Here is a 26,453-nt window from a genome sequence, read left to right on the forward strand (position 1 = left end):
GGATGAACCGTGTGGGCCTGTACGGCTGTCGCCTGGCCGGATCCGGGAACCGGTGCACTCTCCATCGTCATCGCTCGGTGCGCTTCCTCGTCGTGGGGCCGGACATGCCGACAAGTTCCTGGTAGAGACCGGCAACCGCCCCCGCGGTCCGTCGGACGTCGAAGGCCGCCCGGGTGTGGCGCAGGGCCCGGTGGGACACCGCCTCGCGCAGTTCCGGGTCGGTGAGCAGCGCGGTCAGCGCCGCGGCCAGTGCCGCCGGATCCTCCGGCGGCACCAGACAGTGGTCCTCGTGGCCGGGCGGCAGGCTTTCCCGCGCCCCGTTCACGTCGGTCATCACGACGGGGCGGCCGCAGGCCATCGCCTCCAGCGGGGCCAGGGCCATGCCTTCCCAGCGGGAGGGCAGCACGAGGACGTCCGCCGCGTGGATCCACGGCCGTACGTCCGCACAGGCTCCGGTGAACAGCACGCCCGGCGGGGCCGACTCCTCCAGCCCGTCCCGGTCGGGCCCGTCGCCCACCAGGACCAGCCGGGCCCCGGCCACCGGCATCCGGCGCCAGGCCCGCAGCAGGACGTCCTGCCCCTTCTGCCGGGTCAGCCGGCCGACGCAGACGACCAGCGGCGCGTCGCGGTCGACACCGTCCAATAAAGGCAGTGAGGCGCGGGCCTCCGCGCGGCCCGCGTGGCCGCCGGGGCGGAAGCGGTCGAGGTCGATCCCGTTGTGGATGACCGACCAGCGGGCCGCGATGCCCGCCTCCTGGCCGGTGCGCCGTTCGGACTCGCTGACGCACAGGATGTGATCGGCCCAGCGCGCGCCGAACCGCTCCCATCCGAGGGCGAGTTCACCGGTGCGCCCGCCGACGGCCTCGAACGACCAGGCGTGCGGCTGGAACACCGTGGGAACCCGGCCGCGCACCGCGATCCGGCCCGCCAGTCCCGCCTTGGCGCTGTGGGCGTGCACCACGTGCGGGCGGCTGGCACGGACGATGCGGCGCGCGGCGGCGACCTCACCGGCCAGCCGGGGCCCGGGGGCACGGGTGACGGACCAGTCGTGGACCTCGGCGCCCGCCGCCGCCGCCCCGAGAGCCAGCGGACTCCCGGGCGGACAGGCCACCACGGGGCGCAGTCCCGACCCGGCCTGGGCCCTGACGAGATCGGTGACGACCCGGGCCACTCCGCCGTCCACGGGCTGAACCAAATGAAGGACCGTCAATTGTCTTTCTTCAGTACGACGCATGTGCAGCACGCACGGCTCTCTTCGCTCAATCCGGTGAGTAAAGCCGAAGTGCACTTTGGCAGAGATGTGGCGAAATCGTGCGCGTGACTCGCTCATACGACCACACGGGGATTACGCCTGCTGGGGGGCCGTTCGAGTGGTCGCGCGAGGGATCGGAGCGTGCCCGGGGAGCCCTTTCGGGCAGGTGGCGAAAGGGCTTGCGGAGGGCTGTCGCACGGAATGGCGGCGGTGCTCCGTACGGATTCCGCCGGTTATACCGTCACCTTTTTCCGGGCTACCGCACACCGCCGATCGCCGCATCGGATGGCGTCACCATCCATCGGCCGATCACGCCGTTCCCATGGTGCCGAAAGTGACGTTCGCGGCGCGCGCCACGATCTCCACCTCGTCGCCCAGCGCCCATTCCGCGACCCGTGACGCCATCGCCGCCGGGACCACGTCACTGATGTCGGGCGCGGCCGGAATGTCGTACGTGGCGTGGGCGTCGTGCGGCAGGACGACCCGGTAGTCCAGCTCCAGGGCGCGTCGGGCGGTGGCGAGCACGCACATCTCCGACATCACCCCGCACACGGCGAGCGACCGGACCCCCGCCGCCGTCAGCTCGGCCGCCAGCGAGGTCTCCTCGAAGCCGTCGTCCTCGCTCTTGCGGATCACGGTCTCGCCCGGTCCGGTGCGCACCGGCAGATGCAGCTCCCACCCGGGCGTCCCCGGCTCGTCGGGCTCCCCGGCCGGGCCGTCGTTCTGCAGGTGCACGACGAGCGCCCCGGCCCGACGGGCCCGCCCGATCAGATCCGTCACCCGGTCCAGCAGCCGGGGCGCGTCGGGCACGGCGGTGTCCCCCGCGACGAACGCCGACTGGACGTCGATGACGAGCAGCGCCTGGACGGGGGCGGGGCGGGCGGTCATGCCGGGGGAGTCCTTAGGTCGTCACGGCGGCGGATACGCGGGCGAAGCCCGGACGGCTCCCATCCTGCCGGACGACGGCCCGGGGCCGCCCACCGTTTTTCGGCGGGCGGCCACCGGGGTCAGCCGGTGCGGTCCACGAGGTACGGGATCAGCGTCAGCAGATCACCGCGCGCCTCCTCGGCCAGCGGCACCCGGTCCAGACAGGCACGGGCCGCCGCCAGGTGCTCCCGGGCCTCGTCGATCGTGGCCCGCCGCCCGCCCGCCTCGTCGATCAACTCGGCCGCACGGCGCGCCGCCCGGTCGTCGAGCGGTCCGGCGGAGGCGAGCAGCGCATCGAGGCGCCGGGCCGCCGGATGGTCGGCGGACAGGGCCGCGAGCACCGGATAGGTCTTCTTCAGCCGCCGCAGATCGCTGTGCACCGGCTTGCCGGTCACCTGAGGATCGCCCCAGATCCCGAGCAGGTCGTCCACCGCCTGGAACGCCACCCCCACATGCCGCCCCGCCAGGTCCAGCGCCTCGGCGGTGGACGCCGGAGCGCCTGCCAGCACCGCGCCCAGAGCCGCCGCACAACCGAGCAGGGAGCCCGTCTTGAGGGTGGCCATCGACCGGTACTCGTGCGGCAGGACCGCCCCGGGCCCGGTCCACGGCCGGGACTCGAAGAGCAGGTCCTGCGCCTGACCGCGCACCAGATCGCCCAGCGCGCCCGCCAGTTGCCGCACCGCCGCCGGCCCGCCGGGCCCCGGCGCCTCGGCCAGCGTGGATACGGCCAGCGCGAACAGGGCGTCCCCCGCGAGGACCGCCGGTCCGGTGCCGTACGCCTTCCAGAGCGTCGGCCGGCGGCGACGGGTCTCGTCGCCGTCCATGATGTCGTCGTGGATCAGCGAGAAGGTGTGGATCAGCTCGACGGCGACCGCGCCCAGCACCGCGTCCGACCCGCTGCCGCCCGCGGCCTCCGCGCCGAGCACCGCGAGCGCCTGGCGCACCCCCTTGCCCTGCGATCCGGGCACCGGCTCGCCGCCGGTCCCGCTCCAGCCCAGCGAGAACGCCGCCGTCTCCGCGTGCCAGGGGTGCAGCCGGCCCACCGACTCCACCAGGGCCGGGCGCACGAGCTCGCGGCACCGGTCCAGTATCTGCGGGGCACTCGCCCGGCGGGTCGTGGAGAGCGTCATGCGCGGTCCTCGCCCCCGTCCGCCACGGGCTGTTCGACGCCGAGTTCGGCGTACGCCTTCTCGACCATCTCGCGGGCGTTCAGCAGTCCGATCCGGCTGAGCCTGCCGCGCAGTTCGTCCAGCTCGGCGGCGGTGGCGTCGCGGTCGCGGCCGAGCCTGGCCCGCGCCTTGACCAGGCCGAGCGAGGACAGCGCCTCGCCGCGCGGCTCGTCCATCGCACGGAACTCGCCGAGCGCCTGCTCGTAGACCTCGCGGGCCTCCTCGTACCACCCGGCCCGGAACAGCACGTTGGCCCGCATCTTGTGGTTGTACGCCAGGGCGCTGGAGAGCTTCATCTCGCGGCAGGTGATCTCGGCCTCGGAGAGCAGATCGAGTGCTCGCCCGGTCGCCCCGTCCCGGAGGGAAACGATGTCGGCGATGCCGCGCAGCGCCCAGGCCCGGCCCCGCCGGTCGTCCGCGTCGCCCGCCAGGGCGGCCGCCTCCTCGAACATCTCCAGCGCCGTGTCCAGCGAGCCGGTGTTGCGGTGGATCTGCGCGATGCCCTCCAGCGCCCACACGGTGTGCCGGGCCTCGCCCCGGGCGCGGGCCTCGGCCAGCAGCTGCTCGTGCAGCGTCGCGACGGTGGCGTAGTCGCCCTGGATCCGTCCGGTCTCGGCGAGGCCGGCCAGGGAGTAGCCGCGGGCGACCACATCGCCGCCCCGCTTCCCCAGCTCCGCGGCGAGGCCGAGCAGCCGGAACGCGAGCCGCAGCGCCCCGCGCTGCCGCGCCAGCGTGCCGCCGCTCCACAGCGCCCAGGCCATCGCCCCGGTGTTCCCGGCCGCCCGCGCGGCCCGGTAGCTGGCCTTCCAGGCCCGGTCGGCCTCCGCCACCTGCCCGAGCCTGCGGTGTGCCTCGGCCACGGCGAGGCCGGAACGCGCCACCTCCTCCTGCGATCCGGAGAGCTCGGCCTGCCTCAGATGGCGTACGCCCTCGGCCAGTACGTCGGTGAGGGAGGCGTTCACCGACATCTTGGTGAGTGCTCCCTGGTACTCGGGCGCCAGTGCCTTGGTCTGCATGGGTGCCTTCCGCGCGGTGCCGGGCCCGCACCGGGGCGGCTATACCCTCTGTGTATACATGGGGGGTATAGTCGGCCGGTCGTGCAGGCCCGGATCATGTGGGGGTTGGACGCCGCTCGTCACACGCGGCGAACCGTCCTGTCATTGATCAAGACGGCGGCGGGGCATGGAGGGTTGCTCGCACAGCCCAGGTCGTTCCGCTTTCGCTTCCGGTCCTGTTCCCGCGCCCGCACCTGTACCGAAACCTCACGTTCGCGCGGTACGCGCACGAGTGCGGGGACTCGTCCGCGTCAGGCGGCCGTCGGCGGCTCGTGCAGGCCGAACGAGGAGCCCTGGTCGTCACGGCAGAGCCGGAAGCGCCCGAACCGGGCGGCCGACTCCTCATCGCCGTCCCCGGGCTCCCCCTCGTCCACCGTGCCGCCGAGCTCACGGACCCTGGCGACGGCGGCGCCCAGGTCGTCGACGCGGAAGAACACATACGGCTCGGCACCCGGGTCGCCGCCGTGCACACCGCCCGGAGTCCCGGGGGCCGTGATCGCGAAGCCGCCGCCCGAGGGGCTCGGCTCGAAGGTCCAGCCGAACAGTTCGCCGTAGAAGAAACGCGCGCGGTCGGGGTCCGCCACGCCGAGCTCGAAGAAGGAGATCTCACCGGCCATCGCGGATACCTGCCGTCCGTCCGTGGCGCACACCTGAGCCGCACCTCCACCGTACGCCGGGCTCCCGCCGCCCCGCGCCCCGGCGGCCCCGCCGCCGTCGCCCCGCCTACGCCTTCCCCGTACGCCGCAGCCGGTGGCGCACCGCGCGCCGGGCCACCGGTCCGAGCTCGTCCAGCACGCCCGCCAGCTCGGCGAGCTGTTCCAGCGCCTCGAACGCCCGCGCCGCCCCGTCCGGGTCGACGCCCTCGTACATCTCCAGGCCCACGAACGATCCGGCCACGGCACGCGCCAGCCCCACCGGATCGGCGAATTCGCCCAGCGGCGAGTCGCCGAGGACCCGCACCAGGACCTTCTCGATCTCGTCGGTCCACAGTTCGAGGCCGGCCGCGGTGGCGGGCGCCAGCCGGGGCTGGGCCTGGGCCCCCGCCAGCAGCTGGGCGAGGAAGGCGACATGGCCGCCCGCCCGCTCCTCCTCGTGCAGCTCGCGCCCGCACGTCACCAGCTCGGCGAGGGTGGTGACGGCGGCGAGCCGTTCGCGGTGGCGGGCCACCCGCTGCTCGGCCCCGTATCGGCAGGCCGCCGCCAGCAGCTCGTCGACCGAGCCGAAGTGGTAGAAGACCAGAGCCTGGTTGACCCCGGCGGAGGCCGCCACCGCGCGGGCCGACGTCTTCGCGATGCCCTGGTCGGCAAGGGTGCGCAGCGCGCCTTCCAGGAGCTTCGTCCGGGTGTCCGCCCCGGTCGCGCTCGCCGTCATGCCCGTGCCTCCTCGCGGACCGGGCGCAGCCCCGCCCGTACGCCGTGCCGCAGGGCGTCGACATAGCGGGCGCGGAACGTTCCCTCGTAGCCGAACAGCGGCCCGAAGTGCCGGTTGGTCACCCTGACCCGGATACGGAAGCGGCCCGTGGCGTCGTCGAAGGACTCGCGCACCTCGGCGTCGCCCCCGATCAGCCCCGGCACCCGCATGTCGAGGGGCCCCTCGCGGAAGCGGTGCTCCCCGGAGCGGATCAGCAGCGAGCCGTCGGGCTCGGCGGTGAGCCGCAGATCGGTGGCCAGGTGCTGGTGGGTGCCGAGGTAGTCGAGGACGCAGGACCGCTCGGGGCTGTGGACCATCGTGGCGTCGAAGCGGCGCGGCCCGCGGGGCAGGGCGAACGTCCGGACGAAGGTGACGGTCTCGCGGCCGTAGGAGTCGGTGTACGGCACGTTCTCGATGGTGAACGGGACGTCGCGTCCGGTCCGGGGCACCAGGATGTTGCGGGTGGCGCCGAGCGCGAGGAACGGCTTCACGAAGGCCCGCCCGTGCCAGATCCGGTCCATGGAGCCACGACCGACGCACGCCTCCCCGCTCTCCAGGCCGACCGAGAAGCGGCGTTGCAGCTGCGGGTGCAGCAGATCGAACGCGTCGCCCATCGCACGGGCGAAGATCGAGGTCACGGGCGCTCCAGACGGGCGAGGAGGGACGGGGTCACGGCGGGGCGGCCGGGCGGTCTGCGCAGGCAGCGCCGGGCGGCGGGCGTGCGCGGCGACGGAGGCGTCAGCAGCGCGGCCAGGGCGGCCGGCAGCACGGCCGCCGGGCCGAAGGGGAGGGCCGCGGCCACGACGAGGGTCCGCACCAGCACCTCCGCCAGGGCGTGCGCCAGCGACCGGGCCGGGCTGATGTCGCGCTCGCACCACAGCCGCAGCCGGTCGAAGGACCAGGCGGTCGCCCAGCCCATCAGCGGCCGGAACACCAGCCGGTCCGCGACCGCGCCGAAACGGCCCCAGCGGGTGCGGTAGTCGTAGCCGGTCAGGAAACGGACACCGTCGGCGGTGGGGACGTAACGCCAGTAGCCGCTGCCCTCGGCCAGCAGGGAGAGCCGCTCGGCGGAGGCGAAGCGCAGGGCCGAGACCCGCTCGCCGTCCTCCCGGTGCCGCTCGCCCGCACTCGTCCCGGTCCCCGAGACGGTCAGGAACGGCAGTACCCGGGTCGCGTACCGGAACCGCTGGGCGGAACCCGCCGGGCCGGGCAGCGGGCTGATCTCGGTGAAGCGCAGATCCCACCGCTGATGCCGCGCGGTGTCCTGGGTCCGCTCCCACAGCCGTTCCAGGTCCGTGCGGATCAGCGCCTCTATGTACAGCCCCATGCGTGCCCCCGGTCGCCTTGAGCGTTTGAGCGACTGCTCAACCTCGATGCGCCGGACGCTACCAGAGGATTGAGCACTCGCTCAAACACCCCGAACGGCCGCCCCTGACCTGCGACGGCACCGCTCCCGGGCTCGAATGAACAGGTGATGGCGCCTCCGGACGACTGCCTCGCCCGCAATGAGTGGATCTGCGGCGCCTATCTCTCCAGCCGCCGCGAGATCCTGGTGGACGCGGTGCTGCAACACCTCCAGCTGACGGCCGCCGCGGTCGCCATCGCCCTGGTGCTCGCCGTCCCGCTGGCCCTGGCGGCCCGCCGGTGGCGCTGGGCGGCCGGGCCGGTGCTCGGCCTGACGACGATCCTGTACACGATCCCGTCGCTCGCGATGTTCTCGCTGCTGCTGCCGCTGTACGGACTCTCCGCCGCGCTCGTCGTCGCGGGGCTGGTCCTCTACTCGCTGACGCTGCTCGTCCGCAACATCCTGGCCGGGCTCCGGGCCGTCCCCGAGGAGACCCGGCAGGCCGCCCGCGGCATGGGATACGGGCCGCTGCGCCTGTTGCTCGCCGTGGAGCTTCCGCTCGCCCTGCCCGCCGCCATGGCCGGGCTGCGCATCGCCACCGTCTCCGCGGTCTCCCTGGTCACCGTCGGGGCGATCGTCGGCCACGGCGGGCTGGGCAACCTCATCTACTCCGGCATGAACACCTACTTCAAGGCCCAGGTGCTCACCGCCTCCGTCCTGTGCGTCGTCATCGCCGTCGCCGCCGACCTGCTGCTGCTCGGAGCGGGCCGACTGCTGACGCCCTGGACCCGGAGGCGGGCATGAACACACTCCGGAACGGGAGGCGGGTGTGAACACTCTCTCGGACACCTGGTCCTGGCTCACCACCGCCGCGCACTGGTCCGGCCCCGACGGCGTCTGGAACCGGCTCGGCGAACACCTCTTCCTCACCGTCGTCTGCCTGCTCATCAGCTGTCTCATCGCGCTGCCCGTGGCCCTTGTCCTGGGCCACCTCGGCAAGGGCGGCGCGCTCGCCGTCAACCTCTCCAACATCGGCCGGGCCGTGCCCACCTTCGCCGTGCTGGTCCTGCTGCTGCTCACCCCCGTCGGCACGTACGGCCAGTGGTCGACGATCATCGCGCTGGTGCTGTTCGCCGTGCCGCCGCTCCTCACCAACGCCTACGTCGGCATGCGCGAGGTCGACCGGGACGTCGTCCGGGCCGCCCGGGGCATGGGCATGACCGGCCGCCAGATGCTGCTGGGCGTGGAACTGCCGCTCGCCCTCCCGCTGATCCTCACCGGCGTACGGATCGCCGCCGTGCAGCTGGTCGCCACCGCCACCCTCGCCGCACTGGCCGGCGGCGGGGGACTGGGCCGGATCATCACCGCCGGCTTCAACCTCGCCGCCACCCCGCAGGTGGTGGCCGGAGCGATCCTCGTGGCTGTCTTCGCCCTTCTCGTCGAGGGCCTCTTCGAGGCGGGGCAGCGCCTCGCGCCCCGGCGCGGACGGGAGGCGGCGTGAACCGCGTCCGCCGGGCCCTGGCCGCGCTGGCCCTCCTCGCCGCCACCGCCTGCACCACGGGCCCCAGCCTGGAGAACCAGGGCGAGGTCACCGCACCGCCCGGCGACAGCAGAGAGCTCACCGTCGGCTCGGCCGGATTCACCGAGAGCGACCTGCTCGCCCAGATGTACGCCCTGCTCCTGGAGAACGCCGGATACTCCGCCGACATCATCTCCGTCACCAACCGGGAGATCTATGAACCCGCCCTGGAGAACGGTCAGATCGACGTCGTCGCGGAGTACGCGGCGACCTTCGCCGACTGGCTGAACGCCAAGGCCGACGGCGCCGACGCGCCCCCCGTCGGATCGCCCGACCTCGCCGCCACCATGAAGGCGCTCCGCGCACTGGCCGCCCCGCGCGGGCTGACCGTGCTCGACCCGGGCCGGGCCGTCGACCAGAACGCCTTCGCGGTCACCGCCGCGTACGCGAAGAAGCACGGGCTCAAGACCCTCAGCGACGTCGGCGCGGCGAAGCTGCCCGTACGGCTGGCGGCGGGCGACGAATGCGTACAGCGGCCCTACTGCGCCCCCGGGCTGCGCAAGACGTACGGCATCGACATCGTCGCCGTGGACCCGAAGGGCGTCGGCACCACCCAGGCGAAACAGGCGGTGCAGAACGGTCAGGACCAGATGGTGCTGACCACCACGACCGACGCCACGCTGGACCAGTTCGGCCTGGTCCTGCTGGAGGACGACAAGAACCTCCAGAACGCGGACTACGTGGTCCCCGTCGTCAACCGCGCCCGCGCCGGGAGCGCCGGGGTGCGCGACGCCCTCGACCGGCTCAACACCGTACTGACCACCGCCGACCTGGCATCGATGAACCAGCAGGTCGACAGCTGGCGCAGGCTGCCCGAGGACGTCGCGCGCACCTACCTGGAGTCGAAGAAGCTCCTCCCGAAGGGCTGAGCGGCCCCGGAGGTCAGGAGGCGGCCGGGGCGGGCGCCGGCGGCCAGGGCACATCGACCAGGAGCGGCAGGATCTGCTCCTCCTCGTAGTCGAGGTGGGCCGTCAACTCCTCGGTCATCCGGGTCAGTTCCGCACGGAAGCGGTCCGGCTCCGCGATGGCGGCATCGGCCAGCAGGGCGGCGAGCGCCGACTGGACGGCCGCGATGCGGTGGTGCTCCTCCCGCAGCCGGTCGAAGACGTCCGCCAGGTGGGGGTGGTAGCCCTCCATCGTGGGGAACATATGGCCGTCCTCGGCCGTGTGATGGAACTCCAGCGCCTGGCAGAACGCCAGGCAGCGCTGCCGGATCTGCAGCCCGAGACCGGGTGCGGGCGGTTCGCCCGCACCTCCGTGGGCGGCCCGCGCGGAGAAGTGCTCCTCCGTCTCCGCGTGTACGTGCAGGAGTTGGGCGCGCAGCCAGGTGTGGACCTCCACCAGCTTGCCGGCGAGCGAGGTGATCGGGGGAGGCGTGTCGTCGGGGTCGGGCGTCTCCAGGACCACGACCGGCAGCACCCGGTCGGTAGCGGCCTGGTAATCCGCGTAGCCGGGCGCTTCGGCCACCACCCGGGCGAAGAGCTCGTCGCGCCGTGCTCCTTCGGCAGGTACGGCGAGGGACGGGAACTCCTCCTCCCCGAGCTCCACCTGGACGGTGGGGTGGGCGAGGAGATTGCGGAACCAGTCGGGGTGGAGCGGTGCGCCGAGGTTGGAGCCGACGACGAGCAGCCGGCGGCCGTCGCGTACGTATCCGAGCGGTGTGGTGTGCGGCTTCCCGGAGCGGGCGCCGGTGGTGGTCAGCAGGAGGAGGTCGGCGCCCTCGAAGGGGCCGCCGACCTTCCCCGCGTTGGCGCGGAACTCGGCGATGACGGACTGCTGGAAGGCATGGGACATGGAGGTTCTGGGTCTCCCGTGAGGAATGCGGGCAGGCGAGGGCCCGGCGTCGCGGAGTGTCCGCGGTGAGGTGTTCGGACGCGGAGGCGCTCGGAGCACGGTTGCTCGGAGCGCGGCTGCTCAGAGGCAGGGGGCGATGAGTGGACTCATGGCGTCATCCCTGAAAAGAAGGTGCTGGCTCGACCGCCGGCCGGCCCAGATCTCTTTGGCCGACGTCACGCTGCACGAACACCATCTGAACCCGAGCGGCACACGTCTGTCAACGCGAGGACGGGCAACGCCGAAAAGGCGTTGCCCGTCCTCCGGGAGCCTGCGACGCTTCCGGCCATGCCCGCCGAACAAGAGACCCTCACGCCCCTGTCGCCGACCCCTCGCACCCACCGGGTCGAGGCGCTCTTCTCGCACGGCCGTCTGGTCGCGATCCCGCGCAAGGAGGCCCGGCGGGAACAGTTGCTCGTGCACCTCGCCGACACGCTGTTCGAGCGGGAGCGCTCGTACACCGAGCGCGAGGTGAACGAGGCGCTGCTCACCGTCCACGAGGACTGCTCCGCGCTGCGCCGCTACCTCGTCGTGGCGGGGCTGCTGGTCCGGCCCCGGGACGGCAGCAGCTACCGCCGCGGACGCTGACCGGCGGCGCGGGCCCCTGCCGGTCAACGGCCCGGCGAAACAGGTCAGTTGAGGGTGTCGGGGTCCGGGCCGGTGCGCATGCCCCGGTCCAGCGCGGCGATGGCGTCCATGTCCGCGTCCGACAGCTCGAAGTCGAAGACGTCGATGTTCTGCCGGATCCGCTCGGGCGTGACCGACTTGGGGATGACGATGTTGCCGAGCTGGAGGTGCCAGCGCAGCACCACCTGGGCCGGGGACTTGCCGTGCCGCTCGGCGATGGAGACCAGCGCCTCCTCCTTGAGCAGCGCGCCCTGGGCCAGCGGGCTCCAAGCCTCGGTGGCGATGCCGTGCTCGGCGTGGAAGGCGCGCAGCTCGGCCTGCTGAAGGCCCGGGTGCAGCTCGACCTGGTTGACGGCGGGGACGAGCGTGCCCGTCTCCAGCAGCCGGCGCAGGTGGGCGGGCTGGAAGTTGGAGACCCCGGCCGCGCGGATCCGGCCGTCGGCGACCAGCTTCTCCAGGGCGCGCCAGCTCTCCGGGTACAGGTCGTGGGCGGGCGTCGGCCAGTGGATCAGGTAGAGGTCGACGTAGTCGAGGCCGAGCTTGGCCAGGCTCGCGTCGAAGGCGGCGAGCGTCGCGTCGTAGCCCTGGTCGGCGTTCCACACCTTCGTGGTGATGAACAGCTCCTCGCGGGGGATCCCGGAGGCGGCCAGCGCCCGGCCCACGCCGACCTCGTTGCCGTAGATCGCCGCGGTGTCGATGGAGCGGTAGCCGGCCTCCAGCGCGGCGGAGACGGCGGCGGTGGTCTCGTCGTCGGGCACCTGGAAGACGCCGAAGCCGAGCTGGGGGATGGTCACGCCGTTGTTGAGCGTGACGGTGGGGACGGTGGACATGTGACGGCCTTCCGGTAGAGCGGTGCAGCGGTGTACCTCGTGCGCGTCGTGCGCCGGAATCTCTGGCGTACGACGTTTACTGGCGTCAACAATAATTGCACACGCGGGTTATATGCAAACGCGGGCAAGGTGTGCCCGATCACCCCCACCCTTAGGCGTCCGCCACCGAGTCGAACTCCACCTCCTCACGGCCCACCCCCTGCGCATCGGCGTCCACCGACCGGCGCAGCGCCTCGTGCAGCTTCGCCAGGGTGAGCACGCCGAGAAACCGGGCCCCGTCCAGCACCGCCACCCACCCCGCGTCGTGCTGGAGCATCTCGCTGAACGCCTGCTTCAGCGGGGCGCCCACCGGCACCCACGCGTCCATCCGGCGGGCCAGAGAACCCACCGTCGCCCCTTCCCCGGCCGACCGCAACGCGTCCGCCGACACCCAGCCGTGCAGCTCGCCCCCGCCGTTCAGCACCACCGCCCACCGGGCCCCCACCGCCCCCAGCCGGGCCGCCGCCTCCCCGGCCGGCTCCTCCAGCAGGGCCACCGGCGGCTCCTCCAGGTCCTCCGGCTCGATCGCGGTGACCGACAGCCGCTTCAGCCCCCGGTCGGAGCCCACGAACCGGGCGACGTACGGCGTCGCCGGGGTGCCGAGCACGGCGGCCGGGGTGTCGAACTGCTCGATGCGCCCCTCCCCGTACACCGCGATCCGGTCGCCCATCCGCACCGCCTCCTCGATGTCGTGCGTCACCAGGAGGACCGTCTTGCGCACCCGCTGCTGGAGGGCCAGGAACTCGTTCTGCAGCCGCTCCCGCACCACCGGGTCCACCGCCCCGAACGGCTCGTCCATCAGCAGCACCGGCGGATCCGCCGCGAGCGCCCGCGCCACGCCCACCCGCTGGCGCTGGCCGCCGGAGAGCTGCGCCGGATAGCGCGAGCCGTACGTCTTCGGGTCCAGGCCCACCAGGTCCAGCAGCTCCGCCGCCCGCTCCCGGGCCCGTGCCCGCTTCCAGCCGACCAGCGCCGGGACGGTCGCGGTGTTGTCCAGGACGGTCCGGTGGGGGAAGAGACCCACCTGCTGGATCACATAGCCGATCCGGCGGCGCAGCTTCACCGGGTCGATCCCGGCGATGTCCTCGCCGTCCACCAGGATCCGGCCCGAGGTCGGCTCGATCAGCCGGTTCACCATCATCATCGTGGTCGTCTTGCCGCAGCCGGACGGACCCACCAGGGTCACCAGCTCGCCCTCCGCCACCTCGAAGGACAGCCCGTCGACCGCCGTCGTCCCGTCCGGATAGACCTTGCCGACCTCTTCGAACCGGATCATGTCTGCACGGTAGGAGCGACCCGACCGCACCGCACACGGGCCGGGACCGTCCGGGGCACGGCCCCTTCCTCCTTCGGGGAGGGCATGTGCTGAACTGGCCCTTTCGCCCGGATCAGCCCGCACCCCGGATTCAGGAGTTCCCCGTGAGCAGTTACCGGCAGCCCGGTGTCGTCCTCACCGACCGGCGCTTCACCGTGCCCCTCGACCACAGCGACCCCGGCGGCGAGCAGATCGAGGTCTACGGCCGCGAAGCGGTCGCCGCCTCCCGGGCCGGCGAGGAACTGCCCTGGCTGGTCTACCTGGAAGGCGGCCCCGGCTTCGGCGCGCGCCGTTTCGTCGGCACGGAGGCCTGGCTCGGCCGCGCCCTGCGCGAGTTCCGCGTGCTCCTCCTCGACCAGCGCGGCACCGGGCTGTCCACCCCGGCCAACCGGCAGACCCTCCCGCTGCGCGGCGGCCCGCGCGAACAGGCCGACCACCTCGCCCACTTCCGGTCCGACTCCATCGTCCGCGACTGCGAACTGATCCGGCCGCAGCTCACCGGCGGAGCGCCCTGGACGGTCCTCGGCCAGTCCTTCGGCGGCTTCTGCGCCGTCCGCTACCTCTCCTCGGCGCCCGAGGGCCTCGCGGCGGCCCTCATCACCGGCGGACTGCCCTCGCTGGACGCGCACGCGGACGACGTCTACCGGGCCGCGTACCCGCGCATCGAACGGAAGGTCGCCGCCCACTACGCCCGCTATCCGCAGGACGTCGAGCGCGCCCGCGCCATCGCCGCGTATCTCGCCGAGCACCGGCCCGAGAGCGCCGGGCACCGGCTGACGCCCGAGGGCTTCCAGTCGCTCGGCATCATGCTCGGCTCCGGCAGCGGCAGCCACCAGCTCCACTACCTGCTGGAGAACGCCTTCGTCCGCACCCCACACGGCACCGAACTCTCCGACGCCTTCCAGGAAGCGATGCGCACCGCCTCCTCCTTCGCAGGGCACCCGCTGTACGCCCTGCTGCACGAGGCCATCTACGGACAGGGCGAGCGCGCCACGGCCTGGGCGGCGGAACGCGTACGGGCCGAGTTCCCGCAGTTCGACGCGGCCACCGCGCTGGCGGGCGACGGCCCGGTCCTCTTCACCGGCGAGACCATCCACCCCTGGCACTTCGACGTCGACCCGGCGCTGCGGCCGCTCCGCGAGACCGCCGAACTGCTCGCACAGCGCACCGACTGGCCGGTGCTGTACGACCCCGAGCGGCTCGCCGCCAACGAGGTCCCGGTCGCGGCGGCCGTCTACCACGACGACATGTACGTCGACACCGCGGACTCGCTGCGCACGGCGGCGGCGATCCGGGGGCTGCGGACCTGGGTGACGAACGAGTACGAGCACGACGGGGTGCGCGCGGGCGGGCCCCGGGTCCTGGACCGGCTGCTGGCACTGGTGCGCGACGAGGCCTGACCGGCCGGGGCTCGTGCGCGCCCGCCCCGGAGCCGGCCGGTCGCCGACCGGCCGGCCCCGCCGGATCAGCGCTGGAGCTGCTCCAGCGTGGCGTCCAGGTCACCGGCGGCACGCGGGGCCCGGTTGTAGGGCAGCTTCGCGAGGACCGCGGCCATGCCGCAGGTGTTGCTGACCGCCGAATACACCAGGCCCGTGCCGATACCGGCGGACAGCCAGCGCGCCGCCGGGAAGCGGACGCCCGCCACCAGCCCCGCCACCACCAGCGAGCCCGCCGCGAGCCGCACCTGACGCTCCATGGGCCAGGTGGTGCGCGCGCCCTCGGGGCGGTCCAGGCCGCGGCCGTCGCCCTCCCAGGCCGAGGTCCCGCCGGTCAGCGTCACGGCCTCGATGTCCGCGCCCGCGAGGATCTCGCAGGCCCGCGTGGACCGGACCCCGGAAGCGCACACCACCAGCAGCGAACCACGCGCGGAGGCGGACTTGAGGGCGGGCAGCGCGTCCGGCAGCTTGTCGAGCGGGATGTTCAGGGCGCCGGGGACATGCCCGGCGGCGTACTCGCCGGGAGCCCGCACGTCGACGACGGTGAACTCCTCCAGGCGGGCTGCGGCCTGGGCGGGGGAGAGGGATGCGGGGCTGGGCACGGGCGGGTTCCTTTCGTTCGCCGGGGCGGGAGGGAGCCCTCCCACCGGTCCGGACGGGCCGGGCCGGGGTCGCGGTGGTCGCCACCGGAGTCCAGCCTCGCACGCCCGGCCCCGCCGCCGGGCCCCGGCCGGTCGAGCTTCTCGCCCGGCCCGACGCCCGGCGCGTTCCCGGGCGCCCCGCGCACGTACCCCGCGCACCCGGACGGCCTGCCGGTGCGACCTGACGTGGGTAGCCTGCCGGTATGACGCCGCAGCGACTCGAACCCATGCCCGTCGACTGGCAGCGCGCTCTGGCCGTGGTCGCCCACCCCGACGACCTGGAGTACGGGGCGGCCGCCGCGGTGGCCGAGTGGACCGACGGCGGCCGCGAGGTCGTCTACCTCCTCGCCAGCCGCGGCGAGGCCGGGATCGACACCCTGCCGCCCGAGGAGTGCGCGCCGGTGCGCGAGCGGGAGCAGCGGGCGAGCGCCGCCGTCGTCGGTGTGCGGACCGTGGAGTTCCTGGACCACCGTGACGGGGTGATCGAGTACGGCACCGGGCTGCGCCGCGACATCGCCGCGGCCATCCGCCGCCACCGCCCCGAACTGGTCGTCACCCTCAACCACCGGGACACCTGGGGCGGCGTCGCCTGGAACACCCCCGACCACCGCGCGGTCGGGCGCGCCGCGCTGGACGCCGTCGCCGACGCGGGCAACCGCTGGATCTTCCCGGAACTCGGCGAACAGGGGCTCCAGCCGTGGGACGGGGTGCGCTGGACCGCCGTGGCGGGCAGCGACCGGCCCACCCACGCGGTCGACGCGACGGCCGGTCTCGAACGCTCGGTCCGGTCGCTGCTGGAGCACCGCACGTACATCGAGGCGCTGACCCAGGAGGATCCGGAGCGGTACTGCCGGACCTTCCTGACGGGCATGGTGGAGGCCGCCGCCGAGCGGTTCGGCGGCCGGCCCGCGGTCACCTTCGAGGTCTTCGCCCACTGATCGCGGTGACCTGAGTGCGGTGACCTGAGTGCGGTGACCTGACCGTATTGACAAACCGGCTTGCCGATTCTGCAATGGCGGCATGAAGGAACACGACCGGGACGACCCGGAACTGGAGGCCGTCCTCACCGGGGTCGGCCCCCGGCTGCGCCGACTGCGCAAGGACCGTGGGGTCACCCTCGCCGCGCTCTCGGCCGCCACCGGCATATCCGTCTCCACGCTCTCCCGGCTGGAGTCCGGCGGCCGTCGCCCCAGCCTCGAACTGATGCTGCCGATCGCCCGCGCCCACGAGGTGCCGCTCGACGACCTGGTGGGCGCCACGCCGGTCGGCGACCCCCGGGTGCGGGCCAAGCCGATCGTGCAGCACGGCCGCACGATGCTGCCGCTGACCGCCCGGCCCGGCGGTCTCCAGGCGTACAAACTGATCCAGGAGCCCGGCAGCGGCGGCCCGCCGGAACAGCGCACCCACGAGGGGTACGAGTGGTTGTTCGTGCTCTCCGGGAAGCTGCGGCTGCTGCTGGCCGAACACGATCTGGTGCTGGGGCCAGGGGAGGCCGCCGAGTTCGACACCCGGCTGCCGCACTGGTTCGGTCCTGCCGAGGACGAGACGGTGGAGTTCCTGAGCCTCTTCGGCCCGCAGGGCGAGCGCATGCATGTGAGGGCGAAGCCGAAGCGGGGCTGAGGGGTCCCGCCACCGGCCGGGCGGAGGTGTTCCCAGATCGGCAAGCGACCGCTTAGTATGCGCCGGAGCAGTGGTAATGCCGACAGTGTTGTGGAGGCCCCTCATGCAGGCATGGCGAGTGCACCGGAACGGCGAGCCGGGCGAGGTGATGAGCCTGGAGGAGACGGACCGGCCCACCCCCGGCGACGGGCAGGTGCTCGTCGAGGTCCGCGCCGCGAACGTCAACTTCCCCGACGCCCTGCTCTGCCGGGGCCAGTACCAGGTACGGCCGCCGCTGCCGTTCACCCCGGGCGTCGAGGTGTGCGGCACCACCGAGGACGGGCGGCGGGTGCTCGCCACCCCCGCCCTCCCGCACGGCGGCTTCGCCGAGTACGTCGTCGCGGACGAGGCGGCCCTGCTGCCCGCCCCCGACGCGCTGGACGACGCCGAGGCGGCCGCGCTGCACATCGGCTACCAGACCGGCTGGTTCGGGCTGCACCGCCGCGCGAACCTCCAGCCCGGCGAGACCCTGCTCGTCCACGCGGCGGCCGGCGGCGTCGGCAGCGCGGCCGTCCAGCTCGGCAAGGCGGCCGGCGCGAAGGTCATCGGCGTCGTCGGCGGCCCGGAGAAGGCCGCCGTCGCCCGCGAGCTCGGCTGCGACCTGGTCATCGACCGGCGGAGCGAGGACATCGTCGCCGTCGTGAAGGAAGCCACCGGCGGGCGCGGCGCGGACGTCGTCTACGACCCGGTCGGCGGCGACGCGTACGCCAAGTCCACCAAGTGCGTCGCCTTCGAGGGGCGCATCCTCGTCGTCGGCTTCGCCAGCGGTGTCATCCCCACCCCGGCCCTCAACCACGCCCTGGTGAAGAACTACTCCGTCGTCGGACTGCACTGGGGCCTCTACAACACCAAGGACCCGGCCGCCGTCCGCGCCTGCCACGACGAGCTGACCGAGCTCGCCGACCAGGGCATCGTGAAACCCCTGATCAGTGAGCGTGTCGCGATGGCCGGAGCGGCCGACGCGGTCCAGCGCGTCGCCGACGGCACCAGCACCGGCCGTATCGTCGTCCTGCCGGGAGGCGCCCGATGAGCCCCGCAGTCGACGCCGCCGAGGTCCGCCGCCGCACCCGCGAACTGCTCGCCGCGCACCCGCCCGCCACCACCGACCGCACCGACTTCCTCAAGGCCCGCTTCGACGCCGGCCTCGCCTGGGTCCACTACCCGGTGGGCCTCGGCGGACTCGACGCGCCCCGCTCCCTCCAGCAGGTCGCCGACGCCGAACTCGCCGCGGCCGACGCGCCCGACAACGACCCGCGCCGCATCGGCATCGGCCTCGGCATGGCCGCCCCCACCGTCCTCGGATTCGGCACCGACGAGCAGAAGCGTCGCTTCCTGCGCCCCCTGTGGGTCGGCGAGGAGGTCTGGTGCCAGCTGTTCAGCGAACCCGGCGCCGGATCCGACCTCGCGGCGCTCGCCACCCGGGCCGTGAGGGACGAGACCGGTGACTGGATCGTCGACGGGCAGAAGGTCTGGACGTCCAGCGCCCACCTGGCCCGCTGGGCGATCCTCATCGCCCGCACCGACCCGGACCTGCCCAAGCACCGCGGCATCAGCTACTTCATCTGCGACATGACCGACCCCGGCGTCGAGGTCCGGCCGCTGCGCCAGATCACCGGCGAGGCCGAGTTCAACGAAGTCTTCCTCACCGGCGTACGGATCCCCGACAGCCGCCGCCTCGGCCCCGTCGGCGAGGGCTGGAAGGTCGCCCAGACCACCCTGATGAACGAGCGCGTCTCCATCGGCGGCTCCCGCATCCCGCGCGAGGGCGGCATGATCGGCCCGGCCTCGACGACCTGGCGCGAACGCCCCGAACTGCGCACCCCCGACACCCATCAGCGTCTGCTGACCCTCTGGGTGGAGGCCGAGGTCGCCCGGCTCACCGGCGAGCGGCTGCGCCAGCAACTCGTCGCCGGACAGCCCGGACCCGAGGGCTCGGGCATGAAGCTCGCCTTCGCCCGGCTCAACCAGGAGATCAGCGGCCTGGAAGTCGAACTGCTCGGCGACGAGGGCCTGTTGTACAGCGACTGGACCATGGTCCGCCCGGAGCTGGTCGACTTCACCGGACGGGACGCCGGCTACCGCTATCTGCGCTCCAAAGGCAACTCCATCGAGGGCGGCACCAGCGAGGTCCTGCTGAACATCGTGGCCGAGCGCGTCCTCGGCCTGCCCGCCGAACCCCGTAACGACAAGGACGTCGCCTGGAAGGACCTGAGCCGATGACCGCGCCCGCACAGCCCCCCGCCACCCCCGACCTGCTCTACTCGCAGGACGAGGAGGACCTGCGCTCCGCCGTGCGCGCCCTCCTCGCCGACCGGGCCGACGCGCCGACGGTGATCGCCGCGACCGAGTCCGACACGCCGTACGACCCGCAGCTGTGGGCATCGCTCGCGGGCGGCATCGGCGCGGCCGGACTCCTCGTACCGGAGAAGCTCGGCGGCCAGGGCGCCTCCCACCGCGAGGCCGCCGTCGTCCTGGAGGAGCTGGGCCGCAGCGTCGCCCCCGCCCCGTACCTGACCAGCTCCGTCGTGGCCACCGAGACCCTGCTCGCCCTGGGCGCCGAGGACGGACCGGCGGCCGCGCTCCTGGGCGAGCTGGCCTCCGGCGCCCGTACGGCCGTGCTCGCCGTGCCCTTCGCGACCCCGCCCGCCGGGGCGGCGGCGGACCTCGCCTCGCTGGACGGGACGGTACGCGGGGTCGCCGACGCGGCCGCCGCCGACATCCTGCTGGTGCCGACCGCCGATGGCCTGTACGCCGTCGAGGCATCGGACCCCGGTGTCGCCGTAAGCCCGCTCGTCCCGCTGGACCTGACCCGGCCGCTGGCCGCCGTCACCCTGACCGGGGCGGCCGGGACCCTGCTCGCCGACGCGGACACGAGCGCCACCGCCGTACGGCGCGGACTGCTCGCCGGGGCCGGACTGCTCGCCTCCGAACAGCTCGGGATCGCCGAGTGGTGCCTGACCGAGACCGTGCGGTACACCCGCGAACGCCACCAGTTCAACCGGCCCGTGGGCTCGTTCCAGTCGCTCAAGCACCGCATGGCGCAGCTCTGGCTGGAGGTCGTCTCGGCCCGCGCCGCCGCCCGCAACGCCGCCGACGCGCTGGCCACCCACAGCCCCGACGCCCCGCTCGCCGTCGCGGTGGCCCAGGCGTACTGCTCGGGCGTCGCGGTCCACGCCGCCGAGGAGTGCGTCCAGTTGCACGGCGGGATCGGCATGACCTGGGAGCACCCCGCGCACCTGTACCTGAAGCGGGCCAAGGCCGACTCGATCGCGTACGGCACGGCGGGCAGCCATCGTCAGGCCGTCGCGGAGCTGGCGGAGCTGCCGGCTCCCTAGGGGGTGTCTTGCCGATCATGCCGGGCTCGCGGGGTCTGGCACCGCACCTCACGACGCCGTGCACGCACTCTCGCTCGATCGCCTTCGGACGCGTCGGTCGGCTCGTCCATTGCGGTGGTGTGCGCGTGCGAGGCGAGCCGTTCCGCTCCGGCGGACGTTTGTCCGTTGGGCGCGAGCGCGCTCGGGCAGACGACTGACAAGGGTGTGAGGCAGGCGATGACGGACATGGAGCGCAGGAGGATTCTGCAGCTGACCTCGGCGGCGACCGTCGCCGGGGGACTGGCCGTCGGGGCGGGCGGGGCCGCCCACGCGGCGAGCAGGGCGGACCGCTGGATCGTCCTGACCGGGAGGCGTACGGGGGCGAACATCCCGGACGTCCTCACGGCCGGCGTCCCGTACTTCGTCCGGTACGACCTGTCGGACGCGCAGGGCGAGATCGTGGGCACCGAGAACGCGCACTGCCTGCCGGTCTCCGTGACGCTGGACGGCTCGTTCGTCCTGGCGACGCTGGTCCTGAGCCTCGACGACGGCCTGATCACGGCTGCCACGGCCTACCAGCGGCCGCTGCCCGTCGTCACCGAGCCCCCGGTGAACGCCCAGCCGTGGTCCCACGTCTTCGCCGTCACCGGAGGGACGGGCGCCTACACCGGCGCGGCCGGGTCGATCACGATCGACCACCGGACGCGGGACGAGGACGTGCTCACCATCGACCTGGCCGACGCTTCGCTCTAGGCGGGCAAGGGGCCGTCCTCTCGCGCACCGGCCCTGGTACACCCCGTCCCGCCTGTCGAGGCGGGGTGTACCAGGGCCTTTTACGTGCTGTTTAATTGCGTGCTGTTCGCAATAACAGCCGATCTTCAACAGGGATGTGCAGAGTATGACGGCCCGATCGATACGGGTGGCGGTCGCCGCCACACTGGTGACCGCCCTCTCCCTGACCGCGGCGGCCTGCTCGAACCCGGACAGCGCCAAGAGCGGATCCGGTTCGGGTTCCGCCTCGGCCGTCGTCGGCATCGCCTACGAGCCCGACAGCCTGAGCCCGCTGCTCGGCTACGGCAAGGACGGCAACTCCAAGATCTTCGACGGACTGCTCGCGCTCGACGCCGACATGAAGCTGAAGCCCGCCCTCGCCGCCGAACTCCCCGAGGTCAGTGCCGACGGTCTGACGTACACGTACAAGCTGCGGCAGGGCGTGAAGTTCAGCGACGGCAAGGCGTTCGGCGCCAAGGACGTCGTCTTCACCTACCGCACGATCCTCGACGAGAAGACCAACAACGCCTCGCGCACCGAGCTGGACGCCGTGAAGGACGTCACGGCGAAGGGCGAGGACACCGTCGTCTTCACCCTCAAGTACCCCTACGCGCCGTTCGCCCAGCGCACCGTCCTGCCCATCGCCCCCGAGCACATCGCGGGCAAGCAGGACGTCAACACCGGGGCCTTCACCACCCGCCCCATCGGCACCGGCCCGTACGTCCTCACCAAGTGGTCCAAGGGCGAGAAGCTCAGCTTCACCGCCAACCCCGACTACTGGGGCGGCGAGCCGGAGGTGAAGAAGTTCACCATGGCGATCATCAAGGACGACGACGTGCGCGCCACCCGGCTGCGCTCCGGCGACCTCGACGGCGCGATCCTGCCGCCCAACCTCGCCAAGGGCTTCGCCGACGACAAGGGCAGGAAGACCTACGCCGCGAACAGCTACGACTACCGCACGGTGACGCTCCCGACCCACAACAAGGTCGCCGGTGACACCGCTGTTCGCCGCGCCCTCGACGTCGCCGTCGACCGCGAGACGATGGTGAAGGCCATCCTCAACGGCGAGGGCAAGCCCGCCTACGGGCCCGTCCCCACCGACAGCGAGTGGTTCACCAAGGGCACCGAGCGCCCCCACGACCTCGCCGCCGCGAAGAAGATCCTGGACGAGGCCGGCTGGAAGCCCGGCAAGGACGGCGTCCGGGTCAAGGACGGTGTGCGCGCCGCCTTCCCGCTCTGGTACCTCACCGGCGACAAGCTCCGCCAGGAGCACGCCCTCGCCTACGCCTCCGACGCCAAGAAGGCGGGCATCGCCATCACCGCCGAGGCCGGCACCTGGGAGGTCATCGAGCCCCGGATGAAGCACGACGCGGTGCTCGCTGGCGGCGGCTCGCCCGCCGACCCGGACTTCGACCAGTACACCCTGCTGAAGTCCTCCCTCGCGGGCGACGGCTTCAACAACATGGCCTGGTACGACAACAAGGCCGTCGACGCCGCGATCGAGGCGGGCCGGAAGAGCGGCGACAAGGCCGAGCGGAAGAAGGCCTACGACACTGTCCAGCGCGAGCTGGTGAAGAACCCGGGCTACACCTTCCTCACCCACATCGACCACCTCTACGTCGTCGACGACCGCTTCGGATCCCTCACCACCCAGATCGAGCCGCACGACCACGGGCTGGCCTCCGGCCCCTGGTGGAACGTCGAGAAGTGGTCCACCGAGGGCGCCGGAGGCTCGAAGAAGTGAGCCGCCGCCTCCCCTGGGGGCCGATGGCGCGGATGGCGGGACGGCGGGCCCTGTTCGCCGTCCCCGTCCTCGGCGCCGTCACCTTCGGCGTCTTCGCCGTCGCCGCCGCGTCCCCCTTCGACCCGGTCAAGGCCTACGCGGGCACCGCCGGGCTCACCGCGTCGCAGGAGAACCTCGACCAGCTGCGGGCCAACCTCGGCGTCGACCAGCCGCTCGTCGCCCGCTGGTGGGACTGGCTGACCTCCGCGTTCCGGGGCGACCTCGGTGACTCCAGCGTGATGCGCCAGCCGGTCGCCGACGTCATCGCCGAGCGCATGGGCTGGTCCGTCCTGCTCGCCGCCACCGCCTTCCTCGTCGCGATCCTGCTCGGCACCGGCCTCGGCGTCCTCGCCGCCCGCAGGCCCGGCGGCTGGCTCGACCGCTGCGTCAGCTCCGTCGCGTACACCCTGGAAGCCGCCCCCGCCTTCTGGCTCGGGCTGCTCGCCATCTGGTTCTTCGCCCTGAAACTGGACGTCCTCCCGGCCGGCGGGCTCACCGACGCCGCCAGCGACGTCATCACCTTCGGCCAGGTCGCCTCCCACCTGGTGCTGCCCGCGGCCGTCCTCGGCGTCTCCCAGCTGCCGTGGTTCTTCCTGTACGTACGCCAAGGGGTCGCCGACGCGCTGGCCGAGGACCCGGTCCGCGGCGCCCGCGCCCGGGGCCTGAGCGAGCGGACCGTGCTCCTCGGCCACGCCCTGCGCTCCGGAATGCTGCCGATGCTCACCCTGATCGGCTCCCGCGTCCCCGAACTCATCACCGGCGCGCTGCTCGTCGAGACGGTCTTCAGCTGGCCCGGCATCGCCGCCGCCACGGTCGAGGCCGCCACCTCGGTGGACTTCTCGCTGCTCGCCGCGCTCACGGTGCTCGCCACCGCCGCCGTACTGCTCGGCAACCTGCTCTCCGACCTCCTCTACGGACTCGCCGATCCCCGGGTGGCCTTCGATGGCTGAGACCACGCTCGCCCTCCCCGGCCGCACCACCCGCCGCGTCCGGATCATCACCTCGGCCACGATCGTCATCGCCGTCGCGCTCGCCGTGCTCGTCGTGCCGCCGCTGGCCCAGCTCGACCAGCAGGCAGTCGACCTGGCCAACAAGCTCGCCCCGCCGTCTCTCGCCCACCCGTTCGGCACCGACGACGTCGGCCGCGACCTCCTGCTGCGCTGCGTCTACGGCCTGCGCGTCTCGCTGCTCGTGGGCCTCGTCGCGGCCCTCACCGCCACGGTCATCGGCACCGCGATCGGTGCGCTCGCCGGGGCGTTCGGCGGCTGGACGGACCGGGTCGTGATGCGCGTCGTCGACGCCCTGTCCTCCATCCCGCATCTGCTGCTCGGCATCTTCATCGTCGCGATGTTCCGGCCCGGCGTCTGGCCGGTGATCGTCTCGGTCGCCCTGACGCACTGGATCTCCACCGCCCGGATCGTCCGTTCCGAGGTGCTCTCGCTGCGCTCGCGCCCCTTCATCGACGCGGCCGTCTCCGGCGGCGCATCCCGCACCCGGGTCATCGTGCGGCACCTGCTGCCCGGCGTGCTCCCGCAGGCCGGACTGGCGGCGGTGCTGATGGTGCCGCACGCGATGTGGCACGAGTCCGCGCTGTCCTTCCTCGGGCTCGGGCTGCCGGCCCATCAGGCGAGCCTCGGCAACCTCGTCCAGTCCGCGCGCGGTTCGCTGCTCGCGGGGGACTGGTGGCCCACCCTCTTCCCCGGCCTCTTCCTGATCATCCCGACCCTCGCGCTCGCGGGACTCGCCGGAGCCTGGCGCGACCGGATCAACCCGCGCCGGAAATCGGAGCTGATGCTGTGACCGACGCCCGTGAGAACACCGTGGTGCCCGCCCTCGACGTCCGGGACCTCTCCGTCCGCTTCCGGATGCGCGGCGGCCGGGACATCGCCGCCGTCACCGACGCCCGCTTCTCCGTCGCACCGGGGGAGTGCCTGGCCCTGGTCGGCGAGAGCGGCTGCGGCAAGTCCGTCCTGGCCTCCGCGCTGCTCGGACTGCTGCCCGCCAACGCGGCCACCACCGGAAGCGCGGTGCTCGGCGGCGACACGGACCTGCTCACCGCCGACGAGCGGACCCTCGCCCGCACGGTACGCGGACGGCGCATCGGCCTCGTACCGCAGAGTCCCGCCGCCCACCTCACGCCCGTGCGCACCGTGCGGGCCCAGCTGGAGGAGAGCCTGCGCGAGCTGACCGGGGTGCGGGGGAGCGAACTGCGCAAGGCGGCCGTGGCGGCGGCGGACCGCGCCTCGTTCCCCGACGGCCACCTCGACCGCTACCCGCACGAGCTCTCCGGCGGCCTCGCCCAGCGCGCCGCGACCGCCCTCGCCCTGATCGGCGACGCCCCGCTGCTGCTCGCCGACGAACCGACCACCGGACTCGACCGGGACCTCGTCGAGCGGACGGTGGACGAACTGCGCCGCCACACCGACGAGGGCCGGGCGCTGCTGATCATCACCCACGACCTGGCCGCCGCCGAACGCATCGCCGACCGGGTCGCCGTCATGTACGCCGGACGGATCGTCGAGATCGCGGACGCGCCGGGCTTCTTCGGCGCGCCCGGCCCCCGGCACCCGTACGCCAAGGGCCTGCTGGACGCCCTGCCCGAACGGGACTTCGCCCCGATCCCCGGTATGCCGCCGGAGCTGGGGGCGCTGCCCGAGGGCTGCGCCTTCGCCGCCCGCTGTGCGTACGCCGACGCCCGCTGCACCGACGAGCACCCGGCCTTCGAGGCGGACCTGGCCTGCCACCACGCGCTGACCGGCCGGACGCACCCCCTCAAGGAGGCCGCCGATGCTTGAGCTGACCCGGATCACCGCCGGATACGACCGCCGCGACCCCGTCGTCCGCGAGGTGTCGCTGCACGTGGCGGCGGGCGAGGCGGTCGGGCTGCTGGGCCCCAGCGGCTGCGGCAAGTCCACCCTGGCCAAGGTCGCCGCCCTGCTGCACCGCCCGGACGCCGGAACCATGACCCTGGACGGCACCGTGATACGCGGCTGGCGGCACCGGGCCCCGCGCGAGCAGCGCACGGCCGTCGGCGTCGTCTTCCAGCAGCCCCGGCTCTCCGCCGACCCCCGGCTCAGCCTGCGCGAACTGATCGCCCAGCCGCTGCGGTCCACCGGCCGCCGCCGGGACGTCCCCGAGCGGGTGGCGGAACTGGCCCCGCTGGTCGGGCTCTCCGACGAGCTGCTGGAGCGCCGCCCGCACGCGGTGAGCGACGGCCAGCTCCAGCGGGCCTGCCTGGCCCGGGCCCTGGTGCTGGAGCCCCGGCTCCTGATCTGCGACGAGATGACCGCGATGCTCGACGCGTCCACCACGGCGGCCCTGGTCGCCGTGGTCGAGCGCTACCGCTCCGAGTCCGGGGCGGCCCTGCTGGCCGTCGGCCACGACCGGGTGCTGCTGGAGCGCTGGTGCGACCGTACGGTCCGCTGGGGCGAGCAGAACGCCGGAAGCGAGCACGTCGCGGCCGGCTGA

28 protein-coding genes are annotated in these 26,453 nt (G+C 73.2%); 16 read left to right on the top strand and 12 right to left on the bottom strand.

Features of this window, described 5'->3' with window-relative positions; genetic code table 11:
• Nucleotides 1–67: 67 nt before the first annotated feature.
• The 8 genes from G3I54_RS03610 to G3I54_RS03645 all read right to left on the bottom strand — a co-directional run bounded on the left by G3I54_RS03610 (nucleotide 68) and on the right by G3I54_RS03645 (nucleotide 7,140).
• Nucleotides 68–1,234, bottom strand: a complete 1,167-nt coding sequence (locus G3I54_RS03610) for a glycosyltransferase (protein WP_203685475.1) — start codon at nucleotides 1,232–1,234, stop codon at nucleotides 68–70.
• Between the two features lie 327 nt (nucleotides 1,235–1,561).
• A complete protein-coding gene (locus G3I54_RS03615; protein ID WP_164611003.1) occupies nucleotides 1,562–2,140 on the bottom strand; it encodes a cysteine hydrolase family protein in 579 nt (192 codons plus the stop codon).
• 119 nt (nucleotides 2,141–2,259) lie between these two features.
• Nucleotides 2,260–3,309: a polyprenyl synthetase family protein gene (locus tag G3I54_RS03620; RefSeq protein ID WP_164611005.1), complete on the bottom strand. Its 1,050-nt coding sequence runs from the start codon at nucleotides 3,307–3,309 to the stop codon at nucleotides 2,260–2,262.
• Nucleotides 3,306–4,364, bottom strand: a complete 1,059-nt coding sequence (locus G3I54_RS03625; protein ID WP_164611007.1) for a tetratricopeptide repeat protein — start codon at nucleotides 4,362–4,364, stop codon at nucleotides 3,306–3,308. Before G3I54_RS03625 ends, G3I54_RS03620 begins: the two co-directional genes overlap by 4 nt.
• 290 nt (nucleotides 4,365–4,654) lie before the next feature.
• Nucleotides 4,655–5,020: a VOC family protein gene (locus G3I54_RS03630; RefSeq protein ID WP_164611010.1), complete on the bottom strand. Its 366-nt coding sequence runs from the start codon at nucleotides 5,018–5,020 to the stop codon at nucleotides 4,655–4,657.
• 106 nt (nucleotides 5,021–5,126) lie between these two features.
• The gene (locus G3I54_RS03635; RefSeq protein ID WP_164611012.1) at nucleotides 5,127–5,774 is read right to left on the bottom strand and encodes a TetR/AcrR family transcriptional regulator; all 648 of its coding nucleotides are present in this window, start codon (nucleotides 5,772–5,774) and stop codon (nucleotides 5,127–5,129) included.
• A complete protein-coding gene (locus G3I54_RS03640) occupies nucleotides 5,771–6,451 on the bottom strand; it encodes a DUF4166 domain-containing protein (RefSeq protein ID WP_164611014.1) in 681 nt (226 codons plus the stop codon). Before G3I54_RS03640 ends, G3I54_RS03635 begins: the two co-directional genes overlap by 4 nt.
• On the bottom strand, nucleotides 6,448–7,140 hold the full coding sequence (locus G3I54_RS03645; protein WP_164611016.1) for a hypothetical protein: 693 nt from the start codon (nucleotides 7,138–7,140) through the stop codon (nucleotides 6,448–6,450). The genes G3I54_RS03640 and G3I54_RS03645 overlap by 4 nt, the downstream gene beginning before the upstream one ends.
• 144 nt (nucleotides 7,141–7,284) lie before the next feature.
• Between G3I54_RS03645 and G3I54_RS03650 the strand changes: the two genes are divergently transcribed.
• From G3I54_RS03650 to G3I54_RS03660, 3 genes are read left to right on the top strand one after another with little or no spacing between them, the layout of a single operon-like run.
• Entirely contained in the window at nucleotides 7,285–7,962 is a 678-nt protein-coding gene (locus G3I54_RS03650; protein ID WP_164611018.1) for an ABC transporter permease, read from the top strand.
• A 25-nt stretch (nucleotides 7,963–7,987) separates the two neighbouring features.
• On the top strand, nucleotides 7,988–8,659 hold the full coding sequence (locus tag G3I54_RS03655) for an ABC transporter permease (RefSeq protein WP_164611020.1): 672 nt from the start codon (nucleotides 7,988–7,990) through the stop codon (nucleotides 8,657–8,659).
• Nucleotides 8,656–9,606 (top strand): ABC transporter substrate-binding protein, encoded by a 951-nt coding sequence (locus tag G3I54_RS03660; RefSeq protein WP_164611022.1) that lies wholly within the window; start codon nucleotides 8,656–8,658, stop codon nucleotides 9,604–9,606. Before G3I54_RS03655 ends, G3I54_RS03660 begins: the two co-directional genes overlap by 4 nt.
• Before the next feature lie 13 nt (nucleotides 9,607–9,619).
• Here G3I54_RS03660 and G3I54_RS03665 read toward each other — a convergent pair whose 3' ends face one another.
• Nucleotides 9,620–10,531, bottom strand: a complete 912-nt coding sequence (locus tag G3I54_RS03665; protein WP_164611024.1) for a nitroreductase/quinone reductase family protein — start codon at nucleotides 10,529–10,531, stop codon at nucleotides 9,620–9,622.
• A gap of 327 nt (nucleotides 10,532–10,858) precedes the next feature.
• On the opposite strand from G3I54_RS03665, the gene G3I54_RS03670 reads away from it, so the two are divergent.
• A complete protein-coding gene (locus G3I54_RS03670) occupies nucleotides 10,859–11,158 on the top strand; it encodes a DUF2087 domain-containing protein (protein WP_137235041.1) in 300 nt (99 codons plus the stop codon).
• 44 nt (nucleotides 11,159–11,202) lie between these two features.
• On the opposite strand, the gene G3I54_RS03675 is transcribed toward G3I54_RS03670, so the two are convergent.
• Nucleotides 11,203–12,027, bottom strand: coding sequence for an aldo/keto reductase (locus tag G3I54_RS03675; protein ID WP_164611026.1), 825 nt, complete (start codon nucleotides 12,025–12,027; stop codon nucleotides 11,203–11,205).
• 151 nt (nucleotides 12,028–12,178) lie between these two features.
• Nucleotides 12,179–13,342: a betaine/proline/choline family ABC transporter ATP-binding protein gene (locus G3I54_RS03680; RefSeq protein ID WP_164611028.1), complete on the bottom strand. Its 1,164-nt coding sequence runs from the start codon at nucleotides 13,340–13,342 to the stop codon at nucleotides 12,179–12,181.
• 143 nt (nucleotides 13,343–13,485) lie between these two features.
• On the opposite strand from G3I54_RS03680, the gene G3I54_RS03685 reads away from it, so the two are divergent.
• The gene (locus G3I54_RS03685) at nucleotides 13,486–14,781 is read left to right on the top strand and encodes an alpha/beta fold hydrolase (protein ID WP_164611030.1); all 1,296 of its coding nucleotides are present in this window, start codon (nucleotides 13,486–13,488) and stop codon (nucleotides 14,779–14,781) included.
• A 65-nt stretch (nucleotides 14,782–14,846) separates the two neighbouring features.
• Here G3I54_RS03685 and G3I54_RS03690 read toward each other — a convergent pair whose 3' ends face one another.
• Nucleotides 14,847–15,419: a rhodanese-like domain-containing protein gene (locus G3I54_RS03690; RefSeq protein ID WP_164611032.1), complete on the bottom strand. Its 573-nt coding sequence runs from the start codon at nucleotides 15,417–15,419 to the stop codon at nucleotides 14,847–14,849.
• A 242-nt stretch (nucleotides 15,420–15,661) separates the two neighbouring features.
• On the opposite strand from G3I54_RS03690, the gene G3I54_RS03695 reads away from it, so the two are divergent.
• From G3I54_RS03695 to G3I54_RS03745, 11 genes are all read left to right on the top strand, one after another.
• Nucleotides 15,662–16,396: a PIG-L deacetylase family protein gene (locus tag G3I54_RS03695; protein ID WP_164611034.1), complete on the top strand. Its 735-nt coding sequence runs from the start codon at nucleotides 15,662–15,664 to the stop codon at nucleotides 16,394–16,396.
• An 82-nt stretch (nucleotides 16,397–16,478) separates the two neighbouring features.
• A complete protein-coding gene (locus tag G3I54_RS03700; RefSeq protein ID WP_103510660.1) occupies nucleotides 16,479–17,078 on the top strand; it encodes an XRE family transcriptional regulator in 600 nt (199 codons plus the stop codon).
• 103 nt (nucleotides 17,079–17,181) lie between these two features.
• Nucleotides 17,182–18,147, top strand: coding sequence for an NADPH:quinone oxidoreductase family protein (locus G3I54_RS03705; RefSeq protein WP_164611037.1), 966 nt, complete (start codon nucleotides 17,182–17,184; stop codon nucleotides 18,145–18,147).
• Complete coding sequence (locus G3I54_RS03710; RefSeq protein ID WP_164611039.1) at nucleotides 18,144–19,337, top strand: acyl-CoA dehydrogenase family protein; 1,194 nt, start codon at nucleotides 18,144–18,146, stop codon at nucleotides 19,335–19,337. Before G3I54_RS03705 ends, G3I54_RS03710 begins: the two co-directional genes overlap by 4 nt.
• Nucleotides 19,334–20,452, top strand: coding sequence for an acyl-CoA dehydrogenase family protein (locus G3I54_RS03715; RefSeq protein WP_164611041.1), 1,119 nt, complete (start codon nucleotides 19,334–19,336; stop codon nucleotides 20,450–20,452). Before G3I54_RS03710 ends, G3I54_RS03715 begins: the two co-directional genes overlap by 4 nt.
• 216 nt (nucleotides 20,453–20,668) lie before the next feature.
• Nucleotides 20,669–21,184 (top strand): hypothetical protein, encoded by a 516-nt coding sequence (locus tag G3I54_RS03720; RefSeq protein WP_164611043.1) that lies wholly within the window; start codon nucleotides 20,669–20,671, stop codon nucleotides 21,182–21,184.
• Between the two features lie 145 nt (nucleotides 21,185–21,329).
• On the top strand, nucleotides 21,330–22,946 hold the full coding sequence (locus G3I54_RS03725) for an ABC transporter substrate-binding protein (protein ID WP_164611045.1): 1,617 nt from the start codon (nucleotides 21,330–21,332) through the stop codon (nucleotides 22,944–22,946).
• Between the two features lie 23 nt (nucleotides 22,947–22,969).
• Nucleotides 22,970–23,935, top strand: coding sequence for an ABC transporter permease (locus G3I54_RS03730; protein ID WP_203685485.1), 966 nt, complete (start codon nucleotides 22,970–22,972; stop codon nucleotides 23,933–23,935).
• Nucleotides 23,928–24,785, top strand: a complete 858-nt coding sequence (locus G3I54_RS03735) for an ABC transporter permease (protein WP_164611049.1) — start codon at nucleotides 23,928–23,930, stop codon at nucleotides 24,783–24,785. Before G3I54_RS03730 ends, G3I54_RS03735 begins: the two co-directional genes overlap by 8 nt.
• Nucleotides 24,782–25,780 carry an ABC transporter ATP-binding protein gene (locus G3I54_RS03740; RefSeq protein ID WP_164611051.1) on the top strand — a complete coding sequence of 333 codons (999 nt, stop codon included), beginning with the start codon at nucleotides 24,782–24,784 and terminating at the stop codon, nucleotides 25,778–25,780. The genes G3I54_RS03735 and G3I54_RS03740 overlap by 4 nt, the downstream gene beginning before the upstream one ends.
• The gene (locus tag G3I54_RS03745) at nucleotides 25,773–26,453 is read left to right on the top strand and encodes an ATP-binding cassette domain-containing protein (protein ID WP_164611054.1); all 681 of its coding nucleotides are present in this window, start codon (nucleotides 25,773–25,775) and stop codon (nucleotides 26,451–26,453) included. Before G3I54_RS03740 ends, G3I54_RS03745 begins: the two co-directional genes overlap by 8 nt.

The sequence above is a fragment of the Streptomyces sp. SID14515 genome (genome assembly GCF_010548505.1).
GTDB classification, from domain to species: Bacteria; Actinomycetota; Actinomycetes; order Streptomycetales; family Streptomycetaceae; genus Streptomyces; species Streptomyces caviscabies.

Excerpts from the sequence above, each read along its gene's own strand:
- G3I54_RS03665 (WP_164611024.1), bottom strand. The coding sequence starts at position 10,531 with ATGTCCCATGCCTTCCAGCAGTCCGTCATCGCCGAGTTCCGCGCCAAC.
- G3I54_RS03615 (WP_164611003.1), bottom strand. The coding sequence starts at position 2,140 with ATGACCGCCCGCCCCGCCCCCGTCCAGGCGCTGCTCGTCATCGACGTC.
- G3I54_RS03745 (WP_164611054.1), top strand. The coding sequence starts at position 25,773 with ATGCTTGAGCTGACCCGGATCACCGCCGGATACGACCGCCGCGACCCC.
- G3I54_RS03670 (WP_137235041.1), top strand. The coding sequence starts at position 10,859 with ATGCCCGCCGAACAAGAGACCCTCACGCCCCTGTCGCCGACCCCTCGC.
- G3I54_RS03625 (WP_164611007.1), bottom strand. The coding sequence starts at position 4,364 with ATGCAGACCAAGGCACTGGCGCCCGAGTACCAGGGAGCACTCACCAAG.
- G3I54_RS03695 (WP_164611034.1), top strand. The coding sequence starts at position 15,662 with ATGACGCCGCAGCGACTCGAACCCATGCCCGTCGACTGGCAGCGCGCT.
- G3I54_RS03710 (WP_164611039.1), top strand. The coding sequence starts at position 18,144 with ATGAGCCCCGCAGTCGACGCCGCCGAGGTCCGCCGCCGCACCCGCGAA.
- G3I54_RS03610 (WP_203685475.1), bottom strand. The coding sequence starts at position 1,234 with ATGCGTCGTACTGAAGAAAGACAATTGACGGTCCTTCATTTGGTTCAG.
- G3I54_RS03730 (WP_203685485.1), top strand. The coding sequence starts at position 22,970 with ATGGCGCGGATGGCGGGACGGCGGGCCCTGTTCGCCGTCCCCGTCCTC.
- G3I54_RS03735 (WP_164611049.1), top strand. The coding sequence starts at position 23,928 with ATGGCTGAGACCACGCTCGCCCTCCCCGGCCGCACCACCCGCCGCGTC.
- G3I54_RS03645 (WP_164611016.1), bottom strand. The coding sequence starts at position 7,140 with ATGGGGCTGTACATAGAGGCGCTGATCCGCACGGACCTGGAACGGCTG.
- G3I54_RS03715 (WP_164611041.1), top strand. The coding sequence starts at position 19,334 with ATGACCGCGCCCGCACAGCCCCCCGCCACCCCCGACCTGCTCTACTCG.
- G3I54_RS03630 (WP_164611010.1), bottom strand. The coding sequence starts at position 5,020 with ATGGCCGGTGAGATCTCCTTCTTCGAGCTCGGCGTGGCGGACCCCGAC.
- G3I54_RS03725 (WP_164611045.1), top strand. The coding sequence starts at position 21,330 with ATGACGGCCCGATCGATACGGGTGGCGGTCGCCGCCACACTGGTGACC.
- G3I54_RS03705 (WP_164611037.1), top strand. The coding sequence starts at position 17,182 with ATGCAGGCATGGCGAGTGCACCGGAACGGCGAGCCGGGCGAGGTGATG.
- G3I54_RS03635 (WP_164611012.1), bottom strand. The coding sequence starts at position 5,774 with ATGACGGCGAGCGCGACCGGGGCGGACACCCGGACGAAGCTCCTGGAA.
- G3I54_RS03680 (WP_164611028.1), bottom strand. The coding sequence starts at position 13,342 with ATGATCCGGTTCGAAGAGGTCGGCAAGGTCTATCCGGACGGGACGACG.
- G3I54_RS03675 (WP_164611026.1), bottom strand. The coding sequence starts at position 12,027 with ATGTCCACCGTCCCCACCGTCACGCTCAACAACGGCGTGACCATCCCC.
- G3I54_RS03700 (WP_103510660.1), top strand. The coding sequence starts at position 16,479 with ATGAAGGAACACGACCGGGACGACCCGGAACTGGAGGCCGTCCTCACC.
- G3I54_RS03720 (WP_164611043.1), top strand. The coding sequence starts at position 20,669 with ATGACGGACATGGAGCGCAGGAGGATTCTGCAGCTGACCTCGGCGGCG.
- G3I54_RS03620 (WP_164611005.1), bottom strand. The coding sequence starts at position 3,309 with ATGACGCTCTCCACGACCCGCCGGGCGAGTGCCCCGCAGATACTGGAC.